The 24,755-nt window shown below is 35.9% G+C and carries 25 protein-coding genes and 1 pseudogene; 6 read left to right on the top strand and 20 right to left on the bottom strand.

What is annotated here, in order from left to right:
• Positions 1-203 precede the first annotated feature (203 nt).
• Positions 204-1,946 (top strand): IS1634 family transposase, encoded by a 1,743-nt coding sequence (locus K364_RS0113825; RefSeq protein ID WP_028308507.1) that lies wholly within the window; start codon positions 204-206, stop codon positions 1,944-1,946.
• Between the two features lie 223 nt (positions 1,947-2,169).
• Here K364_RS0113825 and K364_RS0113820 read toward each other — a convergent pair whose 3' ends face one another.
• Positions 2,170-2,649 (bottom strand): YbaK/EbsC family protein, encoded by a 480-nt coding sequence (locus K364_RS0113820; RefSeq protein ID WP_028308506.1) that lies wholly within the window; start codon positions 2,647-2,649, stop codon positions 2,170-2,172.
• A gap of 239 nt (positions 2,650-2,888) precedes the next feature.
• Here K364_RS0113820 and K364_RS0113815 point away from each other — a divergent pair, with 239 nt between their 5' ends.
• Complete coding sequence (locus K364_RS0113815; protein WP_028308505.1) at positions 2,889-4,010, top strand: site-2 protease family protein; 1,122 nt, start codon at positions 2,889-2,891, stop codon at positions 4,008-4,010.
• 28 nt (positions 4,011-4,038) lie between these two features.
• On the opposite strand, the gene K364_RS27965 is transcribed toward K364_RS0113815, so the two are convergent.
• The 10 genes from K364_RS27965 to K364_RS24175 form a co-directional block, all read right to left on the bottom strand.
• Positions 4,039-4,326, bottom strand: a complete 288-nt coding sequence (locus K364_RS27965; protein ID WP_242841705.1) for a DUF1294 domain-containing protein — start codon at positions 4,324-4,326, stop codon at positions 4,039-4,041.
• Positions 4,323-5,378, bottom strand: a complete 1,056-nt coding sequence (locus K364_RS24180) for a nitrilase-related carbon-nitrogen hydrolase (protein ID WP_051534067.1) — start codon at positions 5,376-5,378, stop codon at positions 4,323-4,325. Before K364_RS24180 ends, K364_RS27965 begins: the two co-directional genes overlap by 4 nt.
• Complete coding sequence (locus K364_RS0113800; protein ID WP_028308503.1) at positions 5,356-6,150, bottom strand: carbon-nitrogen hydrolase family protein; 795 nt, start codon at positions 6,148-6,150, stop codon at positions 5,356-5,358. Before K364_RS0113800 ends, K364_RS24180 begins: the two co-directional genes overlap by 23 nt.
• Positions 6,151-6,166: 16 nt before the next feature.
• Positions 6,167-7,975 (bottom strand): glycoside hydrolase family 125 protein, encoded by a 1,809-nt coding sequence (locus K364_RS0113795; RefSeq protein WP_028308502.1) that lies wholly within the window; start codon positions 7,973-7,975, stop codon positions 6,167-6,169.
• 149 nt (positions 7,976-8,124) lie between these two features.
• Positions 8,125-8,592 (bottom strand): redoxin domain-containing protein, encoded by a 468-nt coding sequence (locus tag K364_RS0113790; protein ID WP_084295853.1) that lies wholly within the window; start codon positions 8,590-8,592, stop codon positions 8,125-8,127.
• Positions 8,593-8,644: 52 nt separating this feature from the next.
• Complete coding sequence (locus K364_RS0113785) at positions 8,645-9,514, bottom strand: 2-oxoacid:ferredoxin oxidoreductase subunit beta (protein ID WP_242841704.1); 870 nt, start codon at positions 9,512-9,514, stop codon at positions 8,645-8,647.
• The gene (locus tag K364_RS0113780; RefSeq protein ID WP_028308499.1) at positions 9,507-11,198 is read right to left on the bottom strand and encodes a 2-oxoacid:acceptor oxidoreductase subunit alpha; all 1,692 of its coding nucleotides are present in this window, start codon (positions 11,196-11,198) and stop codon (positions 9,507-9,509) included. The genes K364_RS0113785 and K364_RS0113780 overlap by 8 nt, the downstream gene beginning before the upstream one ends.
• Positions 11,199-11,546: 348 nt before the next feature.
• A complete protein-coding gene (locus tag K364_RS27615) occupies positions 11,547-11,675 on the bottom strand; it encodes a hypothetical protein (RefSeq protein ID WP_277995591.1) in 129 nt (42 codons plus the stop codon).
• A 34-nt stretch (positions 11,676-11,709) separates the two neighbouring features.
• On the bottom strand, positions 11,710-11,925 hold the full coding sequence (locus K364_RS26965) for a hypothetical protein (protein WP_028308498.1): 216 nt from the start codon (positions 11,923-11,925) through the stop codon (positions 11,710-11,712).
• A gap of 124 nt (positions 11,926-12,049) precedes the next feature.
• Positions 12,050-12,397 carry a Rieske (2Fe-2S) protein gene (locus tag K364_RS24175; RefSeq protein WP_051534066.1) on the bottom strand — a complete coding sequence of 116 codons (348 nt, stop codon included), beginning with the start codon at positions 12,395-12,397 and terminating at the stop codon, positions 12,050-12,052.
• A gap of 274 nt (positions 12,398-12,671) precedes the next feature.
• Between K364_RS24175 and K364_RS0113750 the strand changes: the two genes are divergently transcribed.
• Complete coding sequence (locus K364_RS0113750) at positions 12,672-13,787, top strand: aminopeptidase (RefSeq protein ID WP_028308497.1); 1,116 nt, start codon at positions 12,672-12,674, stop codon at positions 13,785-13,787.
• Between the two features lie 46 nt (positions 13,788-13,833).
• Here K364_RS0113750 and queE read toward each other — a convergent pair whose 3' ends face one another.
• Together queE and queD are read right to left on the bottom strand one after the other, a co-directional pair.
• Positions 13,834-14,493 carry a putative 7-carboxy-7-deazaguanine synthase QueE gene (queE, locus tag K364_RS0113745; protein ID WP_028308496.1) on the bottom strand — a complete coding sequence of 220 codons (660 nt, stop codon included), beginning with the start codon at positions 14,491-14,493 and terminating at the stop codon, positions 13,834-13,836.
• 12 nt (positions 14,494-14,505) lie between these two features.
• A complete protein-coding gene (gene queD / locus K364_RS0113740) occupies positions 14,506-14,898 on the bottom strand; it encodes a 6-carboxytetrahydropterin synthase QueD (RefSeq protein ID WP_028308495.1) in 393 nt (130 codons plus the stop codon).
• A gap of 146 nt (positions 14,899-15,044) precedes the next feature.
• On the opposite strand from queD, the gene queC reads away from it, so the two are divergent.
• A complete protein-coding gene (queC, locus tag K364_RS0113735) occupies positions 15,045-15,713 on the top strand; it encodes a 7-cyano-7-deazaguanine synthase QueC (RefSeq protein ID WP_035269310.1) in 669 nt (222 codons plus the stop codon).
• 170 nt (positions 15,714-15,883) lie between these two features.
• On the opposite strand, the gene K364_RS0113730 is transcribed toward queC, so the two are convergent.
• A complete protein-coding gene (locus K364_RS0113730; RefSeq protein ID WP_242841715.1) occupies positions 15,884-16,666 on the bottom strand; it encodes a helix-turn-helix domain-containing protein in 783 nt (260 codons plus the stop codon).
• Between the two features lie 180 nt (positions 16,667-16,846).
• Between K364_RS0113730 and K364_RS24170 the strand changes: the two genes are divergently transcribed.
• A complete protein-coding gene (locus K364_RS24170; protein ID WP_051534065.1) occupies positions 16,847-17,977 on the top strand; it encodes an HU family DNA-binding protein in 1,131 nt (376 codons plus the stop codon).
• A 22-nt stretch (positions 17,978-17,999) separates the two neighbouring features.
• Entirely contained in the window at positions 18,000-18,836 is an 837-nt protein-coding gene (locus tag K364_RS24165; RefSeq protein WP_051534064.1) for an N-formylglutamate amidohydrolase, read from the top strand.
• A gap of 44 nt (positions 18,837-18,880) precedes the next feature.
• Here the strand turns inward: K364_RS24165 and K364_RS27610 are convergent, their stop codons facing one another.
• From K364_RS27610 to K364_RS0113690, 6 genes and pseudogenes are all read right to left on the bottom strand, one after another.
• Positions 18,881-19,006 carry a hypothetical protein gene (locus tag K364_RS27610; protein ID WP_277995590.1) on the bottom strand — a complete coding sequence of 42 codons (126 nt, stop codon included), beginning with the start codon at positions 19,004-19,006 and terminating at the stop codon, positions 18,881-18,883.
• Positions 19,007-19,413: 407 nt separating this feature from the next.
• Positions 19,414-19,581 (bottom strand): annotated as a pseudogene (locus K364_RS0113710) (radical SAM protein); the annotation flags it as partial.
• Between the two features lie 292 nt (positions 19,582-19,873).
• Positions 19,874-21,103, bottom strand: a complete 1,230-nt coding sequence (gene eutH, locus K364_RS0113705) for an ethanolamine utilization protein EutH (protein ID WP_028308491.1) — start codon at positions 21,101-21,103, stop codon at positions 19,874-19,876.
• Between the two features lie 257 nt (positions 21,104-21,360).
• The gene (locus K364_RS0113700; protein ID WP_035269308.1) at positions 21,361-21,945 is read right to left on the bottom strand and encodes an ANTAR domain-containing response regulator; all 585 of its coding nucleotides are present in this window, start codon (positions 21,943-21,945) and stop codon (positions 21,361-21,363) included.
• A gap of 1 nt (position 21,946) precedes the next feature.
• On the bottom strand, positions 21,947-23,215 hold the full coding sequence (locus K364_RS25740; RefSeq protein ID WP_242841713.1) for a sensor histidine kinase: 1,269 nt from the start codon (positions 23,213-23,215) through the stop codon (positions 21,947-21,949).
• A gap of 100 nt (positions 23,216-23,315) precedes the next feature.
• A complete protein-coding gene (locus K364_RS0113690; RefSeq protein WP_028308489.1) occupies positions 23,316-24,731 on the bottom strand; it encodes an amino acid permease in 1,416 nt (471 codons plus the stop codon).
• Between the last annotated feature and the right edge of the window lie 24 nt (positions 24,732-24,755).

Raw genomic sequence — 24,755 nt, 5'->3', positions numbered from 1 at the left:
CTGTTATATTTTTCATATTATACGTTGGTATAATTCTCATTAGTCTTAATTTACTGGCCCGGGTCTTTGACAGTTGAATAGAGAAAAAATCCTCGAAAGCCTTGATATAGGCCTTTTTTTTGTCAAAATTCATAGGATATAAATTGCACAATGTTGCACAATGTGTTATAATATGGGTAGTTGAAGAAGAAAGTCGGTGAGAAATGAGACTGCAAATTGTTAGTTCAAAAAACGCTGCGTCTTTTTATGTAGTCAAATCAATTTATGAAAATGGAAAGCGTTCTTCCAAAGTTGTTGAAAAACTTGGAACTTATGCTGACTTACATAAAAAACTAAATGGTGAAGATCCTGTTGAATGGGCAAACAAATATGTAGAGGAACTGAATAAGAAAGAGAAAGAAGAGAAACGAGAAGTACTCGTTAAATATTCTCCTACAAAACTTATCAAAAAAGATGAACAGCGCTCTTTTAAAGGTGGGTATCTTTTCCTCCAAAAAATATACCATGAACTCGGAATACATAAGATTTGCAAAAAAATATCTCAGAGGTATAAATTCGATTTTGATTTGGATTCAATTCTTTCTAGATTGATTTATGGCAGGGTTATCTTTCCTTCTTCCAAACTCGCAACTAATAAGCTTTCAAAAAAGTTTATAGAGCAGCCGAATTTTAATCTGCATCAAATTTATAGAGCGCTTGTATACCTTGCTAAGGAAACAGATTTTATCCAGTCCTCATTGTATGAAAACAGCCTAAAAGTTTCCAAGAGAAATACCGGCATTCTTTACTATGATTGCACTAATTATTTTTTTGAAATTGAACAGGAAGATGGTTTAAAGCAGTACGGAATTGCTAAGGATCACAAACCAAATCCTATTGTTCAAATGGGCCTTTTTATGGATGGAGACGGTATCCCTCTAGCTTTTAGCATTAATAGGGGAAATATGAATGAGCAGCTTACTTTAAAGCCTTTGGAAAAGAAGATTTTATCCGATTTTGAGCTTTCTAAGTTTATTGTTTGTACTGATGCTGGTCTTGCTTCTGAGGCTAATCGTAAGTTTAATGATAAGGATGGACGAGCTTTTATTACAACCCAGTCTATTAAGAAGTTAAAGAAACATCTTAAAGAATGGGCACTTGCTACAGATGGCTGGAGACTTTCTGGCAGTGAAAAAACCTATGATATTTCTAAACTGGATGAAATGATAGATAAAGCTGATGATGCAGTCAAGGCAAAAATACGAGCTAAAGTCTTTTACAAAGAGCGTTGGATCAAAGAAAATGGTTTTGAACAAAAGCTTATTGTCACTTACTCTATCAAATACAGGGATTATCAGCGTAAAATCCGCAATTCTCAAATAGAACGTGCTCAAAAAACAATAGATACTAACCCTACAAAATTAAAGAAATGTAGGCAAAATGATTACAAAAGATTTATTCATAAGACAAACTGCACTCCTGATGGGGAAGTTGCAGCTAATGAAATATACCGCATTGATACCGCTCTTATCCAAAAAGAAGAAGTTTTTGATGGTTTTTATGGGGTTTGTACTAATCTTGAGGATGATGCTACTGAAATAATCAAGGTGAACCATAGGAGATGGGAAATAGAGGAATGTTTTAGAATTATGAAAAACGAGTTTAAAGCAAGACCTGTACATTTAAGTAATGATGACAGGATAGAAGCACATTTCATCACCTGCTTTATATCGCTGATTATTTATAGGCTACTCGAAAAGAGACTTAAAGAGGAGTTTACCTGCCATGAGATTATTAGTGAATTGCGCGAGATGGATTTCAAAGAAATTAAGGGTGAAGGTTATGAACCACTATATACAAGAACTGATTTTACCGATGCTTTGCATGAGGCTTTTGGCTTTCGTACTGACTATCAGATTGTTACTACAACTATGATGAAAAAAATTTTTAAAAGTACTAAATCATAAAAACATTATGCACTTTTTACACTAACATTAAAACCTGCAAAACCTTTAATATCAAGGTGCTGCAGGTTTTTTATTTCTTTCAAGTGTCAAAGACAGGATAGTAATATGTCGTTTGTCAATATGTTTTTTGAATTTTTTTTATTTTCATATTGTCTGCTAATTTACACAGCTAGCTGTTATATTTTTCATATTATACGTTGGTATAATTCTCATTAGTCTTAATTTACTGGCCTTTTCCCCACGATTTACATACATCAACCCATTTTTCATTCATAGAATACTTCTCTAATTCTTGACAGGTAAGTTCAATAGCTGAATTGCTGCTGCCGCATGCTGGAAAGACCGTTTGAAATCTTTTTAAGGAGATGTCTAGATACACAGGAATTCTATTCTTTAACCCAAAGGGACATACCCCACCAATTGCATGACCAGTAAATTTATGAACCTCATCTGGTGTAAGCATCTTTGCCTTAAAGCCAAATTGACCTTTGAATTTACTATTATCTATTTTGGCATCTCCTGCTGCAACCACCAGGATAGCCCCATCTTCACTTTTAAACGAAAGTGTCTTGGCTATTCTGGCTGGTTCAACATTTAGAGCTTGTGCCGCTAATTCAACTGTAGCACTTGATGTATTAAATTCTAAAACATCCTCATCTCTACCCCATTTTTTAAAGCATTCACGGACTAATTCTATTGCCATTTTGTTTTTTCCTTTCATTTTCAGATTTGCATTTTATTATAACATTTCATTGTAAATTTCTCCAACTAACCTTTACTGGTACAGGCTGCACTAACCAACTAGTTCTTACAAAGCTTTTAAACCAAAAGGGGCAATGTTGTCAAATACGAATATTATGTTAAGATTAATTAATAATAGGAAAAATAATTTAAAAACATGCTATTATTTAGACATGGACATTTAAATGCGGGGTGATACAATTGAAAGGCTCTTTTGTTATAGGTAAAATTAAAGGAATTCAGATTGAAATACATGCCAGCTGGTTAATTGTATTTGGATTGGTAAGCTTTGTACTTGCTACTAACTACTTTCCTCAAAACCACCCAGATTTTGACCCTAGTCTAAGATGGTTTTTGGCAGGTATTATGGCCCTCTTCCTTTTTATTTCAGTTTTACTTCATGAATTGTCCCACTCTATTGTTTCAATTAAAGAAGGAATAGAAGTAAAGAAGATTTCTTTATTTATCTTTGGTGGGTTAGCCCAAATGGAAGGCGAACCTGATAGTCCAAAGAAGGAATTAAAGATTGCCATAGCTGGGCCTGCTATGAGTGTAATGCTATTTTTATTCTTTACAATCTTGGCCAGTGTTCTTTCTATTTTAGGGGCTTCAGAAATTATTCTCATTCCCATTTCTTATATAGGAACAGTTAACCTAATACTAGCCATATTTAATCTAGTTCCTGCATTTCCTCTCGATGGCGGCAGGGTATTACGAGCACTCATCTGGCATTATAAGGGCAACCTACAGCTAGCCACAAAGATTGCATCTTCTTTTGGCGGGTTTTTTGGATATTTTTTAATGTTTTTAGGAATTTTTTGGGTGTTTAGCGGAGCTTTCTTAAGTGGCATCTGGTTTGTATTTATTGGTTGGTTTATTAATCAGGCCTCACAATCAAGCTATCAACATACAGTCATGTCAGATATTTTTAATAAAATACCTGTTAGGGAGTTTATGACAAGCAACGTGGTGGTAGTTGATTATTATGTCCCAATTCAAGATCTTGTAGATAATTATTTTTACAAATATAAATTTACAAGCTTTCCAGTAAGAAAAAATGAAGAAATTATCGGCATTGTAAGTATCAATAATATCAGAAATACCCCTAAAGACACATGGTACCAAACTACAGTTGAAAGGGTCACTACCCCCCTGGAAGATAATTTGGTTATTTCCTCTGATAATTCTGTTTCTAATGCCATGCAAAAATTATTCAGCAATGGCATAGGCAGGATTCTAGTAATGGATGGGACTAAGCTTTTAGGTATTGTGTCTAAAACTGATATTTTAAACTATATTAGAATACACAGTCAGCTTGAGTAGATTCATTGTAAAAAGCATAATCATGAAACTATAATTTGTAAAAGATAATCCCAAAAAGCACCATGTTGACTCCAATTAATAAAGGCATACCGTATTTAAAGGATAAATGTTGGGTCTTATGTCTAAAAGCTTTCATGCCATAATAAATACCTAAAGAGCCACCCATTAAGGCCAGAGCAAAAAGCCTTGTTTCCGGAATCCTCCATTGTCCTTTAAGGGCTTTCTTCTTGTCATACCAAATAACTGAGTAACCGCTAAAATTTAATATTAAAAAGTATAGGACCAAATATGCTTTCCAGCTCTCCAAAGGCTTCACCTCTCCCAGTAATACATCTTGACAAGTGATAAGTATTTGTCATAAAGTTCTTGATTAAAATCAGACAATAGTGGATCCCTTTCTCTAAATCTCCTTAAAGCATTTAGATCCAGTTCTCCTATGACAACCTCTTCTTTATTATAAGTCTTTGCCTCTTGAATAACGCCATCCCCCCTGGGGGTTAAATCAATAGGAGCAAAAATTGCTGAACGACCTGTAAACACCAAATCCCTTAGATTTCCCACTAGGGCTGATTTTATTCCAAAAACCCTGACCTCCTGTACACGGTGCCAGGTTCCTCTAAATGCCTTGTAAAAATCATATTCTTCGTTGTTTGCAATGGGTATAATTACCATATCTGCATCTTTTTTTCTTGCCAGATGAAAGGTCTCAAAGTATGTAGCATCCATACATACAGGAAAGGCTGCCTTTCCAAAGGGAAGTGATATAACATTTAGCTCATCTCCTACTGCAAGTCCAAAGGCTTCTTCTGTAGTGGTCAGATGCAGTTTTCTTTGGATCCCCAGGCATTCTCCTTCAGGGCCAAAAAAGTAAGCAGTATTATAAAGTTTGTTTTGAAAAGGAGTAGTAATACTACCGGCCATAATATATACCTGATATTTCTTAGCAAGGTTGCTAAAAGTTAGCTTGTAAATCTTCTCTGTATAGGGTCCTAGCAGAAAAAAATTCTCCCTTATCTGGCTGTTAGAGCCTGGTTTTATGGGGCTATCATTTTCTGTCAATAATTTTTCAGCCATGGGGATTACTCCTATTAGAGGCAGATTAATATTTTCTGGAAAAGCAATTAGCTGTGCTCCCTTTTTAACACTTTCTTCAACTAGTCTTTTCATATGGTCATAGTATGTTATTGTAGTTTTATGAAGCTTAATCTGCACTTGAACTGCTGCAACCTTAATCCTGTCAGGTTTTATTGGTTCATTCTTTAAATCAACTTTTTCTTTTACAATATGTCTTTCCAAAGGTTTTGTACTATACAGCCAGTTAAGAATACCACGTACTGCTTCCTTTTTAAAATCCTTTAATATTTTCATTGCTACCCCACACTTTTTCATATAAGGCATGGTTAAGATATTTATATATGGGAAATTCCCTAATTATTTGCTCCCTGCTCTTTAAGTCGAGGTTTCCCTTTATAAGTCCATCCACGCCTGGTTTTAGCTTTTGCACACATCCATCAACATAAGCACTACATAGGGGGTGATGGATCATGGTTTCTCCAGCAAATTCAATGCCATCAATAATTCCATTGGCAGCACTTTCTACAGCAAAAAACTGATTATGCTGAACCTGCTGCCACACCCCAGACAACTGCAGCCACGGATTATAAGGTGCAGGCTGTTTGTAGTAGGCAATAACAATATCTACCTTCTGCAGGCCAAGGATTCTTCCAATTATTGGATAGAAGGAATCTGTTCCAATCATAAGCCCTATTCTGCCTATAGGAGTAGCGGTGACTTCCAGGCTGGTTCCCCTTTGCAAACCTTGATCAAATTCCTTACGAGACAAGTGGGTCTGCTGCTGTTCATGAATTATCTCCCCCTGTGTTGAGATAAGAATAGCTGTATTATATTGACCTTTCATAAAAAATCCAGGTGCTACAATACATGAATTGTTTACAGCCAAATCCTGGTGATATAAAAGATAATCTTCATAGCCCTGAAAATATCTAATGGTGCCTGGCGGGCATACTAGTAAATTCAAATCCTCCAGCGGCAGTTTTTGGATATAAGCCTTATAATCATGGAAATCTTCCTTTAAATCATATGGTAATTGAAAAGCACCTATGGTGATGGTAGCAGTCATTATTCTCATCCCCTCACTAAAGTTCCTCAGATTTAATAAAGCTCTCATAAAGGGCGAAGGCTAAATATCCTGCACCAGTGGCAAAACCTACCCCTGTTTTAGCTTCTCCTGAATGTTTATCAAAGCTTTCACACAACAGACCATGATCCAGATTAGCCTCCAAGACCATCTTTAACGCCTCCTGTTTATACAGGGGATTAAGCAGGCTGCCGCATAATCCAAGACCTGAAGGGGTATTTTGATGATGATCACAAGCCAGTTCTTTAAACCTAGCCTTTGAGTCATAGTACTTGTAGCAGTCACTATAATAGTAATCCATGGTGTTTTTAAATATATCATCATTGGGCATTCCATAGTAGACTAGTGTTCCTAAGTTGCCAGGTGGATCATTATACAAGACATATTGGTTGTAATTGTCTATTGCCCAAACATATATGGGTTTTTCTTCAACTAACCTGATAAATCTACACAAGTTCTCTTTAATGGTTTTTACCCTGTTTTCAAAAAGGGAGGTATCATGTTTTAAATTCTGGTATAAATAAATGAGGTTTTTGTAGGCCCTGAGCAGCAAAACATTATCAAATAAAACAAAGGGATATTCTGTAGGATCGTCAGATGGCAAAAGAAAAGTTTTATACAAACCTATTGTTTCATCAAATTCCTCTTCAATTCTTTCCACAATACCATCAAAAGCCTTTATTATCTGGTCATCAAAAAAGGATAAGGGAAACTCAAGGTCGTTAAAATAACTGCAGGCTTCATCCAACTCAAACCCAGGGTATAATACAGTTCCGTCAATGTAATGTGCATGGTCACCAGGGTTAATAGAGTGAATTAGTATCATTTCCCTTACTATTTTTTTATGCAGCATGGGATCAATACATTTAATGGCAGGAAATGACCAGTAAAAGCTGTCTCTTTCCCAAAAGGCACCAGATACATAATAGCGGGGGCTTCTAGATGTCATGGCAACCCATTCATCTGAATAAAAATCCTTGCTGACACTAAAAAAATAATTAAACAGACTATTTTCATTAAAAAGTTTTTCAACTCTCTTATCAGAAGTTTTGATTATTATCTTGTTCAACCATTCCTGCCACTGCGAAAAAATACATTTAAATCCTTTTCTCCTCAAATGAATAAGAGTAGTGCTAGCTCCGTCAGTATCTGCATTAATGGCAATGTAAAATGCATTTGGCACTTGAGCCTCAACTGCCAGGTTAATTATAAAGCCTAGTTGCATTTGATTGTCAATGACCTGTTCAAGGTCAGTCTGTGAAAGGCTGCTCCCAAATCCATCCTCACCTCCAAAGGCCATACCTAGTTGGACATTGTAACCCTCAATTGCTGCACATGGATTATTTAGCCACTTGTCAATTGACAGGCTTTTTCTGCCATGAGAGATATGGCTATTAAAGCGAAGGGTATTTACATGATCCATGTTAACCCTTAAGCGTATATCAATAGCTTTGCTGCTGACAAATTCGTAAACAAAACCTTTTTCCTGTATATCTGCATAGATTCTAGCCTGTACTTCAAAGGTGTCAAAAATAAATCTAAGCTGGGGAATATAGTAATATAATCTTTCCCAATACACCTTTTTAGGGTTAAGCTTTTTCCCCTTATAAAAAAACTCAGGTTTGAGGAAAAAATCCTCCCCAGATATTTCTAAAAGACCCTTGTTTTTTTTAGAGGTCACATTGATGCTTTTAATTCCACCACTATAAATATCTATTTGAGGTAAGGCAATGTAATGGTTTCCAGTACACAAAACAGCTTCATTTTTTGTAATTTCCAGTGGAACTGTCATAATACCCTCGTTCATTTTTACGCACTCCTAACTTATTATCATGGAAAATTGTGCTAACTACTCTATTCTTCACCTGTACTTATTATCCTCTTTTATCCAAATTTTAGTATGTTTTTTAAAAAACAAACAGAAAAACTACACCATATAGATGTAGTCATAAATTTTTATAGACTTTTAATAAAGTCTATCACTTCATGTATATCAGGCACTTCAGGAATTTCATAAAGTTTAATCCACCTTACAATCCCCTTTTCGTCTATGATAACGTTAGCCCTTTCAGAATGCCCCTCCACTTCTCTAAATAAACCATAATCCCTGGCTGCAGCTCCATGGGGCCAAAAATCTGAAGGAAGCTTAACCCTTGCTATCTCCAGATGCTTGGCCCAGGCATTTTTTGTTGGATATGGATCCACACTCATTCCCAGGGGCTCAACATTTAATTCATCAAATATATTTATATTTTTTTCTAAAGCAACCATCTGTTCAGCACATACCCGGGTCCAGGCTAATGGATGCCAGGATAATAAAACCTTCTTCCCAGCGAAGTCACTTAGACTAACCATATTCCCCCTGTTGTCTTTAAGTGTAAAGTCAGGGGCTGCTCTACCTATATCAATTGGTTTGGTTTTCATAATAATTCATCTCCTTGTTAGTTGACATTGCCTATTTTTTGTAAAAAATATTTTAAAAGAAATCCTTCATGTATTCTTGAGCATCTAGTGGACCATAATCTCTTTCTATTAACGGAGGCTTTCCTTTTAAATGTTCCAATCCATCCATAAATGGAGTTCTTTGTGTCTTGTAAATAACACCTATGGGAATACCTTCATCCCATTCTAGCGATTTACTAAAGGCATTAATCCTGTCTTTGTAGTCATATTCCTCATTTAGCTTGTAAACCCTTTCCTTGTACCACTTAAAAGTGTTAACCTTATTAAATACAACACAGGGCTGTAGTATATCCACCAGGGCAAATCCCTTATGCTTTATAGCTTCCTTCATTAAATCTACAAGATGCTCCCTTTCTCCAGTGAACCCCCGTGCAGCAAAACTAATGTTTTGGCTAATTGCCAGGGAAATTGGATTTAAAGGTGACAAAATTACACCTTCTGTTTGAACTCCTGTTTTTCTGCCAATTTCTGTTGTGGGAGAGGCTTGACCCTTTGTTAAGCCGTACACACCATTATTGTGTACAAAAAGCGTAATATCTACATTCCTTCTAATGTTGTGAAGTAAATGATTACCTCCTTCACCATAGCAATCCCCATCTCCCGTATGAACTATTACATTTAAATTGGGGTTGACCATTTTCGCAGCTACTGCTGGTGGTAAGGCTCTACCATGAAGCCCATTAAAGCCATTGGCACTTACATAATGGGGAAGTTTTGCTGCCTGCCCTATTCCAGAGCAAATTAACACTTGATAGGGCATTAAATTCAACTCTAACAAGGCTTGTTTAATACACTCCTGTATAACATGGTTTCCACAACCAGGGCACCAGGCTTTTTCTTCATTTATGTCATATACGTTAGACATTTCATAACCATTAGACATTATGCATCACCTCCCTTTTTAACCAGCGGTAGATTTCATTGCAGCCAAGCATCCTTCCATCATGCTTGAGAAGGCTCTTGTCACATGTAATGGAGGTTTCCTGCCGAATGAGCTTTGCAAGCTGTCCTGTGTAGTTCTGCTCTATGTTAATAAAGACCTTATTCTCTGCAGCCAGTTTATAGAGCCTCTTCTTTGGCAGGGGCCATAAGTCACCAAATACTAATGCCTCTAGATCATATCCCTCCTGGTTTAGCAATTCTACAGCCTCTTTAATAGGCCCATACATGGAACCCCAGGCAACTAAAACAACTCTACCGCTGGAACCCATGAGTTCAGGTTCTATAGTTTCTTCTTCAATAAGGCATATTTTATTCATGCGCTTGTTTGCCATTGCAATGCGTACCTGGGCAGACTCTGTTATATTACCCCTTTCATTATGCTCATCGCTATCAACCAAAACCACCTGTCCAGGAATTTTACCAGGTATAATTCTTGGTGAAATTCCACTTTCACTTATTTTATATCTCATGTATTCTCCATCTGGCAGATCCTCTTGAGTGCTTAAATGCCTTTCTATTTTAATCTTTGAAAAATCATATACCTCAGTACTTTGGGTATAATCTGCAAGGTATTGATCGGTTAAGATAATTACTGGAATCTGATATTTATCTGCTAAATTAAAGGCTCTAGCAGTCTGATAAAAAGCATCCTCTGGATTCTTTACAGCAATAACCACCCTTGGAAATTCACCGTGACCAGCTGTAAGAATAAAACTTAGATCCCCCTGTTCTGTTCTTGTCGGGAAACCTGTAGCAGGTCCTGGTCTTTGAGAATCTACAATTACTACTGGGGTTTCTATCATTCCTGCAAGACTCAAACCCTCAACCATAAGTGAAAAGCCTCCACCTGAAGTGCCTGTCATGGACCTTACTCCTGCATAAGCTGCACCTAATGCCATGTTAATTGCAGCAATCTCATCTTCAGCCTGCTCTACAAGTATTCCAGCATCCCTCTGTTTAGCTGCTAGATAATTCATTATACTTGTTGAAGGGGTCATGGGATAAGCTGAATAAAAGGAACACCCGGCGGCCAAAGCTCCCAGGGCAATGGATTCATTGCCATTTATCAATATTCTAGGCAGTTTTTCTATAGTCTCTGGAGCTTTTAGCTTGATGAAGCTTTGACTTAACTCGTATCCCTTTTCAGCTGCTTTAATATTTATCTCTAATATATCACCTGAAAAATACATTTTTAATACTTCGTGTAGATAACCCTTATCTAGAGTAAAAATCTTTAAGAGGGCTCCTAGCGCAACAGTCCCTGATGCCCTGCGGTCACCCATTTCTCCGGCAATGTCCTCAAGGGGTATAGAGATAATGTCCTCATGATTAATTCCCAGCTTGCTGTCACATATTATTTTTCCTCCAGTCACTAACCTGTCTCTATGAATTTCTATTGTTTCCTTATTTAAAGCCAGTATTACATTTACACTATCTTTATGAGAATATAACTTTTTACTGCTGATTCTAACCAGATTAAAATTATGGCCCCCGCGAATTCTAGACATGTAATCCTTATTTGAGAAAACAAAATAGCCTTTTCTATGTAATATCCGCTCCAAGATGCTGCTGATTGTTTCCATGCCCTGGCCTGCGGCACCTCCAATTAAAACATTAATATCCACATTTTCACCCCTTATATAATTATTTTTTATTCGAATCTATTTATAGGCAGCTTTAGAAAGGTGAAGAATTTTTCCTTAAAAAATTACTTTCTTTTTGCTTATATTCTTTCATTTCTGGAACATCTTTACACATGACATCCCACCCCTACATAATTAATGTTTTTGAACTAGAAGCTGCTAGAAATTGTTTTATCCACCCGGTAAGGCTCAGCTAAATCATTGAAGCTATAAAGGTCATGACCATCTTTTTGTAAAATGAAAAAGCAATTCTCAAGTCATCCTCTGGGAAATATTTTTCCAAATGATTAGACAAATTCTTATGTGCATCTAGGTAAGGTGCTGCAGCAATTAATTCCTTTTGAAACATGTCAGAGATACTAGCTGCTTTTCATCATTATACAGTTTTAGTACCTTGTTCCCCTTATACTGCAGCCGATACATGGGATCAACTCTTTTTAATGTCATGTAATCTTCCATTCTCTTGCCTGCTATGGCAAAGGTTTCCTTTAGCTTAGTTTGATATAATAATGTTAGCAGAAACAACAGTGCTGTCTTTTAAAACAATGCCATCTACCAGGTCACCTTTCTGGTTGATCTTTATAACTTCACTATTCAAGTGGATTTTCACGCCTAACTCAGACAAAAGTCCGCCTAAACCCCTGGCGGCAATATTATACATGCCGCCCTTGACATACCATAAGTCATATTTAAACTGCACATGGGCCATTAAGTTAAGAACAGCCGGAGCATCATATGCTGATGAACCAACATATTTTATTAAAAAATCAAAAATATCTATAAGGTATGGATTTCTTATGTGCTGTGCTACACCCGAATTTTTTATGGATAATTTAGATTTCTACATATACTTCCTGCTCCGAAATCTCCACCTTATAGGTTTCAAGGGGTCTGGCTAAACCGATTTTTTCAGTTAAGGCGCCTACCATTTTAGGCCAGTTAGGAATCCACTTTACAACCTGTCCATTTGTTACATCAAAACTAGATCCATGGCATGGACAATTGATAATCTGGCCCTCCAGGCTTCCTTTTTTTAACAAACAACCAAGGTGAGTGCATTTTCCATTTAAGGCATACAATTTTTCACTTACGCGAACTACTAGTATTTCTTTTCCTTCTATCTTAACACCTAGTTTTTCTCCATCTTTTAAACTTGCAGCACCATGAATTTGTTTAAGCATGAATTTACCCCCTGTTTACCTGTATTTATAAAAAAACCTCTATTTCTGTATAATCCGATAATATCTCCTAAAACTAAAGTAATCAACTTTTAACAGGGAATCTTCTTAAAATATTCAAAATTAATATTTGGGAAATTAATTAAAATTAATAATAGACTTTTGTTATTATTGAAGGTATATTTACAATAGCACATTATGGAATTATCCAGCAAAGATGGAAAATGTTTTTTAAATGATAATTAAAACAATAAAATTGCTTTCAGGAGGAAAGTCCATGATTAAAATACCAAACCTTGCAAAAAACCTGCTTAATTATTCCTGTGAATTAAAACCAGCCGAAAACATACTCATTACATTTAATGGTGAAAGTGCTATCCCACTGGTTAAAGAGTTAATTAAGCAAACATATGAACTGGGAGCTAATCCCTTTGTTCAACAGGGAAACTCTACGGTAACTAGAGAAGTTTTTAAAAAGGCTAATCTAGAGCAGATTAAACTAATGGCAGAATTTGAATTGCCAAGAATGCAAAAGATGGATGCATCTATAGGCATTGGAGCAAGTGATAATGCATTTGAGCTAAAGGGTATACCAGATGAAATATTGCAGAACTATAATAGGGTTTTTTCTGATACAGTTCTTAAGGAAAGGGTTGAGAATACCAAGTGGGTTATTCTTAGATACCCCAACAATTCCATGGCTCAACAGGCTCAACTAAGCCTGGAGGATTTTGAGAATTTCTACTATGATGTTTGCACCATGGATTATGCCAAAATGAGCAGGGCCATGGATAGCCTTGTTGAGCTAATGGAAAGAACGGACAAGGTAAGAATTGCAGACAACTATACAGATATAACCTTTTCCATCAAGGATATCCCAGTGATTAAATGTGATGGCAAGAGAAATATACCTGATGGCGAAGTCTATACTGCTCCAGTTAAGGATAGTGTCAATGGTCACATTAAGTTTAATTGCCCTTCTAATTATCAAGGCTTCACTTATGAAAATGTATTTTTTAAGGTAAAGGACGGAAAGATTATTGAAGCAATTGCTAACGATTCCAAGAAAATAAACGAACTTTTAAATACTGATGAGGGTTCAAGATATTTTGGAGAATTTGCCATTGGAGTTAATCCTTATATTACTGCACCAATGAATGATACTTTGTTTGATGAAAAAATAGCAGGCAGCTTTCATCTTACACCTGGCAAGTGCTACAAGGAGGCTAGCAATGGAAACTGTTCTGCCATCCACTGGGACCTGATAAGCATTCAAACCCCTGAATATGGTGGCGGAGAAATATATTTTGATGATGTTTTAATTAGAAAGGATGGACTCTTTGTATTAGATGAACTGAAAGAATTAAATCCTGAAAATCTAAAATCCTCTTAAACAGGCAACACCTCTATCCACTATTGAATTGGAAAGAGGTGTTTTTTCACACTCCCCTTGCTTGGGGGTCCCATAAAATTTTATGCAGCTGCAGTTGTAATGCAACATTGTTTAGCCTTTTTTGCTTTATATAATCAACAATTGCAACGGGATCTAACATCCCAAAAACCGGACTTAAAAACACTTTGACTTTTTTTGTTAACTCTTGTTCCTGAATTAGTTCATAAGCCCTGTTAAGGTCTTTTTCTGTACTACACACAAACTTTACTACATCACTATTTTTTAGATGCTGTAAATTTTTAATACACATCCACTCCTCCATGCCGCTCATGGGAAGTTTGTAATCCATGATGATACAGGCAATATCTTTATAAGGCAAAATGTCAATTGATCCGTTGGTTTCAATGTCTACCTTGTAACCCCTTGCATTTAAATTCTCTATAAGCATTAAAAGCTCAGACTGCTGCTGAAGCAGGGGTTCTCCACCTGTTAAAACAATATTGATAATGCCCTGTTCTTCAATATAGCTCAGGATGTCTTCTACACTTTCTTCTTTGTATTCAGCTGTAGTTAAATTGACTGCATACTGTGTATCACAATAAGAGCATTGCAGATTACAGCCTGCAAATCTAATAAATACTGCCAACATGCCGGAATGAGGGCCTTCTCCATTAATACTCACAAACTTTTCATTAACTCTTAGCATATTTAGGCACCCCTATTCCATATAAGTAACTGCATTTTTAGGCGTTTCAAAAACCTTAACCTCATGAACCTGATGGCCTTTTTCTTCAATTCTTTTATAAATGAATTGAGCCAGCCTTTCAGCTGTGGGTCTAAAGGGTACAATGACTGTAGTATCATTGACCTGAAACACCTTTCCCTCTTCAATTACTTTATGGTCAAAAATATTCTCCAGCTCCTTAAGATCTTTTCTCAGGTCTGAAAAGTCTATTACCATGTCTCTATCAGTGCCCTCTTCCTTTAGTTGTTGGCTTTTGATTTGAACAATTACCCTCCACCTGTGTCCATGAAGCCTGGCGCATTTTCCCTTATGTCCTATAAGTCTATGGGCTGCATCAAATTCAAATTCTGACTGTAGGATAAACATATTCACTCACTCCTTTAGTTTTGATTTATATAGCGGAGGAGGTTTCGAACTCCGCTTTTATTAATAACTTATGAACTCCTGGTTGTTGTATTATTGAAAAAATAAGATATAATTGTTCATATCATTGTATAAAGAGAGGGATTTACGTGAAAGTCATTGTAACATTATCTGGTGGATTGGACAGTACAACATGTATGGCTGTAGCTTTTAATAATAAAGAGGATATTTACCCCATTAGCTTTACCTATGGTCAAAGGCATTCTATAGAGATAGAAAGTGCTAAAGCAGTTGCCAAATACTATGGACTTGAAGCAAGACATAAAATTGTAGACGTTAATTTCTTATGTGAGATAGGCAACAGCTCCCTTACAGATAAAAGCCTTGCTATTCCAGAGGAAACAACCGATGAGAGCATTCCAAATACTTACGTTCCACAAAGAAATTTAATTTTTGCTTCATTGGCTTCAGCATATGCTGAAGTGCTTGGTGCCGGAAAAATATATCTAGGTGTTAATGCTGTGGATTTTAGTGGTTATCCTGACTGCAGGCCTGAATTCATAAAAAGCCTGGAAGAAACCATCAACCTTTCATCAAAGAACTTTGTTCAAGATGGTTTAAGATGTATAATAGATACTCCCCTGATTAACCTGTCAAAATCTGAAATTGTAAAACTAGGAAATAAACTATCTGCTCCCTATCATCTTACAACATCATGTTATAATGGTACCAATTGCGGAAAATGTGACAGCTGTGTCTTAAGGTTAAAGGGCTTTAAAGAAGCTGGTCTCGTTGATCCCATACAGTATTTAGAGTAAACCCACATATAGCATTTTACATGATTAAACATATAATGTCCAAACCTTTTCCTGAACTGTCTTTTGCAATTAGAGATAAAGGTTTGGACATTGTTATTCCACACTAAAAATTGTTTTTTTAAACTTGAGTGCTGAGGCACCTAACAATGATAAGCAACATTTCAAAGATGCTAAGGAGTTATAATTCTCCTGACAACTTGTTTTTCATTACCTAATGCCCCAAGACTTTCTCCGTTTTTGATAATATCAACTGCCGCTGCATTACCAAGTAATATATCAATCCTATTGTTACCTTTGAATACCATGCTTTCTTCCCCCATATAGACCATGCGATAAAGTACAAGCTCATCATCAACCCTTACCTCTATCCAGCAGTCTCCTCTGGACGGAATGATCTCTACCATTAAACCATGAACAATAGCTCCTTGCATTTTTCCATCTGCCTTTTCATCAGTTACATCTCCTGCCTCTTCAGTTGATACCTCTGAAGATTCCCCGGCAGGCTCTTTAGTAAGCGTAGTATTATTAATTCCATGGGTATCTTTTCCAGATTCAGCAACTTTAAAATCTTTATCATTGGTATACTGGACAGGTATATTAATAAAACTAAAGGCAATTACTGTAAATAAAGCTATAATTACTAGGCTGGTTATAATAACAGGGACCTTAATCCCTTTTTTCTTATCTGATGAAAAGGCTGCTTTAATATACTCCTTTGCTGTTATTGAATCGGCCCAACCTTTATTAAATTCAGCTATAAGAGCATCACGGTTCAGCCCTAAAAAATTAACATAAGCAATTAAAGCTTCCTCTCCCGCCTGTCTATTAGAAAAGACGTTAAAATTATCTTCCTCAAGGGCCTGGATATAGATTTCGTTGATTTTAATCTTTGATACAATCTCATTAATTGATAATCCTTTTTTCCCCCTGGCCAGTTTAAGCACTTCGCCCATCTTTGACACAGAAATCACATCTCCTTCATATGACCAATGTTTAAAAATTCTATATATAAGTTCATAAATCCTGCCTAAATATTCTTATCTATGAAATAAAAGGCAGAATCAGGAAGGAAATAGGCGCAATATGTTGAATATTGACAAAAAGTTTCACTTTATCTTTGGAGGGGCTGCTTGATGAATAAAAGTGATTTAATATCAAAAGTATCTGAGGAAGCTGAAATATCCATTAAGGATTCTCAAAAAATTGTTAACGCAGTACTTGAAAGCATTGAAGAAGCATTATCTAAAGGAGAAAAGATAAAGTTTCTTGGTTTCGGTTCCTTTGAAGTGAGACAAAGAGCAGCACGAGAAGGCCGAAACCCAAAAACAGGCGAGGTCATAAATCTGCCATCAACTGCTGCTCCTGTATTTAAACCTGGGAAAAAATTAAAGGACTCTATAATGAGATTTGAGCGCAGAAAATCAGGACTACCCAAGATAATTTCTATAACAAGTGGTAAGGGTGGTGCCGGTAAAACAAACTATGTTATAAATACAGCTATTGCTTTAGCCCAAAAAGGATTAAAGGTATACATAATTGATGCAGACCTTGGAACAGCTAATGTGGATGTGCTTCTAGGTGTAAGGGCAAAATATACTATTGAACATTTGGTTAATGGTACAAAGACTAGTGTTATGGACATTGTTATTGATGCACCTGGAGGTATTAAAATTATCCCAGGAGGTTCAGGAATTCAGGCTTTAGCTGATCTTTCGGAAATGGAGCTAAACAGGGTATTTAACATGTTTGAACCCCTGGAAGATCATGCTGATGTTATACTCATTGATACAGGTTCTGGTATATCTAAAAATGTGGTGAGTTTTTTGCTTCCGGCTGATGAAATAGTAGTAGTTGTTACCCCAGAGCCCCATGCTATTACCGACGCCTATGCACTAATTAAGGTTCTAAATGAAAAAAAAGTAGTTAAGCCTGTTAAAATGGTGTTTAACATGGTGGATGATATTGAAGAAGCAAGAAATGTGGCCAGGAGAATTTTAGAGGTGGTGGGGCGTTTTCTTGAGATTAAACCTTATCCCCTTGGATATATTCTTAGGGATAATAATGTAAACAAGGCAGTCAAAATGATGGAGCCCTTTATCCTTTGCTATCCAAATACCATAGCTTCCAAGAATATCTCTGAAATTGCAGAAAAACTTAACCCTAATTACCAGGGAGCTAATATTAGACTTGAAAATAGCTTTGTCTATGAGCAGGAAAAATCTATAGGCTTTGTAGCCAAGCTGAAAAAGTTTTTATCGAGATAAGGTGAAGGAGGTGGAGGTTATCGTGAAAAGTATTCTGCCAGTAGTTATCTCCATACCCCATGGAGGAACATTTATCCCAGGTGAAGTACGTAATCTTTGTAGACTAAATGCAAGAGAAATATTGGAGGATGGAGACACCTGGTCTAAAGAAATTTATACCCTGTCAGGTGAGGTGGCAGCATGCATTAAAACTTCTATTGCCAGGGCTGTATTGGATATGAACAGGTCTTGTAATGATCTTCCTCCCAATAATCCAGATGGTGTTGTCAAGACAGTTACCGTTTTTAATAAACAAATCTGGCCTGAAGCAAGTGGTTTGCCTGGTCATATAACAGAGTTCCTTATAAATAAGTATCATAAGGCTTATCACAGGGCCATCACCAATGCTTGCAAAGATAAAGATGCAGTCTTAGGATTAGACTGTCATACTATGCTTGCTGCCGCCCCGTCAGGATCAAGGTTTCCTGGTGAACTCAGGCCCTTAATCTGCTTGAGCAATGGTGGAGATGAGCATGGAAAACCTATAAATATGCCAGTCACAGCTCCGCCTGAATTACTATTTGCCTTTGGTGATGCTATAATCAAAGCTTTTGAACATGCAGATATTCAGATCCAGTCAAATATTCCTCTATTAGTCTACAATAATCCCTTTCGTGGCGGCTACATTACCAAACATCATGGGCTTAACAGCAAAATTCCCTGGATTCAAATTGAACTCAGCAAAGCGCTTTATATACCTGAACACCCTCAATTTGACTACATTATGACCAGTGAAATTGCAGCCAGACTTAAATCTCTACAAAATATGTTCAGGAATGCTTTACATGGTTTTTTAAAGGAGCTTAAACCCATGGTTTGATAAACAAAAAAAGCCCAAGATTTGGGCTGCTAGGTAAACACGTCTTATCTCTGGCAATTTACCATTAACTTTATGGAGTTGCTGCTGTCCACCAATGGACATTCAGATCCTTCAGGTAAATATCTTAAAAGTTTACAGGTGCTGCATGCAGAATGTCTAACTTTTTTCATTTTTTGTTCCTCCCAAAATTTATTTTCAAAAACCAAAGTTTTTAATTTCTTAAGTATATTATAACCAGTGTATAAATATAAAAGCAATACTTTTATAATTTTAAAACTATTCAAATTAGTACTGATAGTTATAAGTATTTCTAATGAGCTTCTCCTCTTCAATAATTCATGAAAACTTCTTAATTCATTGTGATAATTGGTACAATTGATTTGATAAAAATTAAATTTTATGTTGTTTATTAATATAATTAATAATAACCATCCGCACAACTTATTAGCAATATCGAGAACGAATATTTATTCCTATAAGTGTATAATTAAGCAACAGAAGGCAACTGTATTTTGCAGTCCTCTGTTGCTTAATTTAAAGACTACTTATCTCAAAGGGTCTTAGCTGGCTTTCAGGTAGCCATATCTATGTCTTCTTTTATATCTTTAACGCTTCTAATACTAAATTTTACATCCTTATACATGGCACAAAAAGAACATTGATTATATGGGCAGCCTATTGTAGCTTGTATTAACAGACTATTTGCTTCACTAGGCGGACGGTAGACAACTCCAGTATACCTCAGAAAAATCTCCCCTTCAAACAACACTGCAAATCCTGGAACATGGTTAAGCAGTTTAAATTATTTGTATACATTCAAAAATTCTCTCTTACAGTATATCTATTATATCTTGGTTTATATCCTGGTTGCAAATAAAGTCAAATTAAAACTGGAACAATTGGATGTTGATATGGGATAAAATTTTTGACATAGCAAAAACCCTATGGGAATAATATTATCCCTATAGGGTTTTTTAGTTTATAAAATATAATAACCAAATTATATCTGGTGTTTTAGTTATTTTTGTTGTTTGGAGTTATGCTGATATATTTTTATTGGTTTTTATGATTTTAACTTCATTGGCTTCCAATTCCTTAGCTCTCGGTACGGATAATTTAATTGCTATTAATACTGCAACTAATCCACCTGTAACTTTCCCAAGCATGATAGGTGCTACTAAAGTAGGCTGGAAGTTAGCGGTAAAGGCTAAATGATCACCAAATAAAAATGCTGCACAAACTGCAAAGGCAATACACTTAACTTTGTCTTCTGCAGGCATATCCTTTACTATTCTAAATAATGCTAAAATATTAGCTGCAGCAGCTAATATACCTGCACTTCCTTGAGGACTAAAACCAAATTTTTGTCCAATGACCTGTAAAGGAGCTGCAAGATATTTCTTAATTAAATAAACCATTGGAAAAGCTCCAGCGAGCATTATCCCTATATAACCAGCTATCTCCAATGCCCTAAACTGATCTATATCGTCAGCAATAATTGGATCAAATCCCCATGTTCCTAATATCAAGGAAAAGGCTCCTGTAAAATATTCTACTATTGAAAATACTAGTACAATTTTAATACCTGTATCCATAATCTTGCCAAACCACATAAAGCCCTTTATCATTGTATCTGGTATAAATCGCAGTCCGATAGCAATGGCTAAACATATTATTATTAGTGGAATTAGATTTAAGAATATGGTTCCAAAGGATAAGGCCAATTGATATGATGCTTCTGCATCTGTTGAAATAATTTCTCTAACTCTAGTATTTGTTAATGCCACTATTACGCTTGTTACAAAAACCCCAATGGGCACTGTTAAAATACCTGACATAACTCCCAAAGCCATATATTTATGGTCCTTTTTTTCTAGCATTGCAAGTCCAACTGGGATGCTAAAAACAATTGTGGCACCAGCCATATACCCGGTAATCATTGCCATTATCCAGCTTTCCTTTGTAGAGGCTAGAGCTTGTGCCAGATGATAGCCACCCATATCAACAGCAATGAAGGTAGTAGCTGCCATTGCAGCATCTGCCCCTATAATACTAAAAGCAGGACCAAATAGTACCTCTACTGCCTTGGATAGGTATGGGATGGATGCCATAATACCCGCAACCGGAACAAAAATTGGCCCAATGGAATATAAGCCCTCCAAGAATTCCTTTCCTATTTCACTTTCTTCATTCCTTATGGATGCAAAAGCCCCTACTACTGCGCACGCCATAATAATATAAATTACCACATTACCTATTAATTCCATTTTATAACCCCCTCATGTAAATTTGTTTCCTCCAGCCTTACAATTAATCTTAACTATGCAGCAATCACCACCACCTTTGTTGTTTTTTATGGTAAAAAAGCAAAAAGCTCCCCATTCACAAGTATCAAAAATACTTGCAAATGGAGAGCTTCTCTACTCTCACACAAACAGGACGCTCCGTTACGCCCTGAAATCTATAATATACTATATGTTTAATCTAACACAAAATTCGGAAAACGTCAATAACATTAATCATACTATTGATTCTTGCTGGACAAGCTAAGAATAATTGCTTCAGCAACATCTTTCATAGGAATATTTTGGTCCATGCTAATCTTCCTTATTTTCTTAAATGCTTTTTCTTCATTTAACAAATATTTCTTTTGCAACAATCCCTTAGCTTTTTCAATTACTTTTCTAGCTTCTAATGCCTCTTTTAAGTTATTAATCTCTCCCCTTAAAATATCAAATTCCTCATATCTGTTAACAGCAATATAGCAAGCTGGGATAAGTGTTGATTTCGCTACAGGTTTAACTAAATAGGCCAAAACACCTGCAGCTGTAGCTTTTGATATAAAATCAGCACTGCTATAAGCAGTTAATAACAAAACAGGAGCAATATTTTCTTCATTAATAACAGCTGCTGCCTGCAATCCATTCATAACAGGCATTTTAATATCCATTAAAACCAAATCAGGCTTTAAACACCTGGCTAGATTAACAGCACTTTCTCCATCCCAGCATTCTCCAACAACTATAAAACCCTCTTCTTCCAAGGTTTCTTTGATATCAATTCTAGTTATTGGGTCATCCTCAGCAAGTAAAATTCTTAGTTTTTTCACGTTATTCAACCTCCTCAGCATCTGCCTTAGGAAAACTTATAGTTGCAGTGGTCCCCTTGCTAGAACTTTCCACAGTAAATTTACCCCTAAGCTTCTGCTGGGTAATAGTATTTACTATTGTCATTCCTAAACTGCTTTCATTTATTGTTTTACCAGAAGCGAAACCGCTACCATTATCGCTTACAGATATTATGAAGTCTTGCCCCTTCTCGATTATGGAAACTTTTATTAGACCCCTGTTAGCATTTTTAAAGCCATGCTCAATACTATTTTGAATCAATTCAGTAACACATAATGATAGGTAACTAGCATAGTTAGCCGATAAATAAAAATCTTCTCCATGTAGTTCCCCAAGTATGGCCTTATGGGGCTCCACCATGTTGGAAATAATCATATTCATTATGGTGTAGACAGTTTGCTTTATATTAACACACTCAATGTCCTCCTTTGATAAAGCTTCATGAATTATGGCTATACTTAAAATTCTATTAATGCTTTCGTTGAAGGTTTTTTGAATGAATTTGGAATCTGATCTGCGCATTTGCATTCTAAGAAGACTGGTAATAGTTTGCAAGTTATTCTTTACCCTATGGTGAATTTCCTTAACTACTGTTGATTTTTCTATCAGTTCATTTTCCTTTTTTTTAATTAGACTGATATCAGATATAATTATTAATGACCCCAGACTTTTATCACGCCATATTATTGGGTTAATCATAATAATTAAGTCAAAACTGTTTAACTTAACAAAAAAACTAAAGAAACCACTGCTGTTTTTAAGCTTGGAGCATTGCCCCATTCCAAAACCATCAAATAGCCCACAGAGGTTTTGTGTGTTAATTCCTAGCCTTCTTAGTATATATTCACCTACATAATTTAAGTACGAAAAACTACCGTCTTCACCTGCCAAAATTATTCCATCTGGAACTAAATAGCCCCTAGGATAATTATAACTCAAATGCTCTATATAGTATTGTTTAAAGACTTCTAAAGAGAGATTAATGGATTTCTTTTTTTCCTTAACCAAAACCATGCCAAAAATCGTTTCAGTTCCCAACCATAGTGGTATACCTTTTTTGTCACCATAATCATAAAATGTAAAGTCTTCAATATTGGGAGGGCTCATTAAAGGATACTTGTAGTAATCGACTATAACTGCTTCTTTATCGGGATTTGATGATATAATTAATGCTTCTTTTCCTTTTTTTAGGGGAGTTATTATTTCTACACTTTCGTAGAAGGGCGTTAACACACTAAAATATTCAGCCATTTTTTCCAAAACAGTAATTTTATCTGAATTTAAGTCTGTATGCATCAGACACTTTTCTCTTATACTCATACCTATACCCCGTCCCGTAAAATTATAGAAATTAAGAATAAGACTTTAGTTTCTTCCTCATGATTTTGTAGTAAAAGACTAGTATTAATATTGCTATCACTAGAAAAACTTTACCAATATTGCCAATGGGGGGAATGACCATTATGGCCGAAATAAACAAAGCCCATATGAAGCTAATTATATGAATAGTCTTGCCATACTTCCCAAGGTGGAAACGGCCTCTATTAGACATAATTTTATTATAATTAAATACTGCTACCATAAGGACGATAGCATGGGACAAGTATATACCTAAAGTACTTAGAGAAGCAATAGTTGGTAGAAAAGAGGTGAATAAGCATAGTATTAAGGTTGCAGCACTTACTAATAAAACACTATAAACGGGAGTATCATACCTGGTAGATACATATTTCCAAATTCTAGACAAGGGAATACAATCATCTCTAGAAAAAGAATATAGGATCCTTATCAGCACAGTTTGAGAAGATAAACCTGCAGTAAACTGAGCTAATATGATAAATATTGCTACAAACTTATATACTGTAGGCCCCAAGGCATTATTAACTACAAATAACGCCGGTGGCATATTAGAACTGAGGGTTATTGATAAGTCCGGCAGGGCCAAGTTCAAACTTAGTAATAATAAGCTTCCCAGTACTATAGATGATAATACTGCAAAAAGCATTCCCCATGGAACTACCTTTGATGGATTAATACTCTCTTCTGACACATTGGCTGCAGCATCAAAGGCTGTTAATGTCCAAGCAGACATTAATAAAGCCATGGTAAAATTTAATACCAATGTATCCTTTGGGATATAATCATTTATAGTAATAATACTCAAAGGATGCTTTTGCCCAAAGATCAGCATTAGGCTGACTAACATAATTACCCCAATGATATGAATGTTAACACTAAAATCGTTAAACCAGGCAACGATTCTTATGCCAAAAATATTTATTAAACTGTGGGCAATTACTATTAAAGTTGTTACTAAAATGACTATATTGGTATTATTTATATCAAAACCAAAGTAAGTACTGATAAACAAAGCATTGCCATATTGGATAGCTGCTGTACATGCCAGCCAACCCAATAAGGAAAAACACCCACAAAACCATCCAATATGTGGATTGCTTAATCTGCTTGTCCACTGATACACCCCACCCGCTAAAGGATATATCGAAACGATTTCTCCCAATGATAGGGCTAGTAATAGCTGAAAAAATCCCACAACCCACCAAGTCCAAATATTAAGGGGACCTAAAAGTTCAAGGCCATAGCCATATAAAAACATTAATCCACTTAAAACAGAAATTACAGAAAAAGTAATGGCAAAATTAGAAAATCCGCCAATTACTCGGTACAGTTCTTGGGCATAACCCAGCTTTCGCAAGTCTTGAATATCCTTTTTTATTTGTTTTTCAACATTAATATCAAAGTCCATTTAATTACCCCCTTGGTGTTTGGG

The sequence above is a fragment of the Desulfitibacter alkalitolerans DSM 16504 genome, from assembly GCF_000620305.1.
Classification (GTDB): Bacteria; Bacillota; DSM-16504; order Desulfitibacterales; family Desulfitibacteraceae; genus Desulfitibacter; species Desulfitibacter alkalitolerans.
The sequence above is the reverse complement of the archived record's forward strand: the minus strand, read 5'-3'. Positions and strand labels throughout refer to the sequence as shown.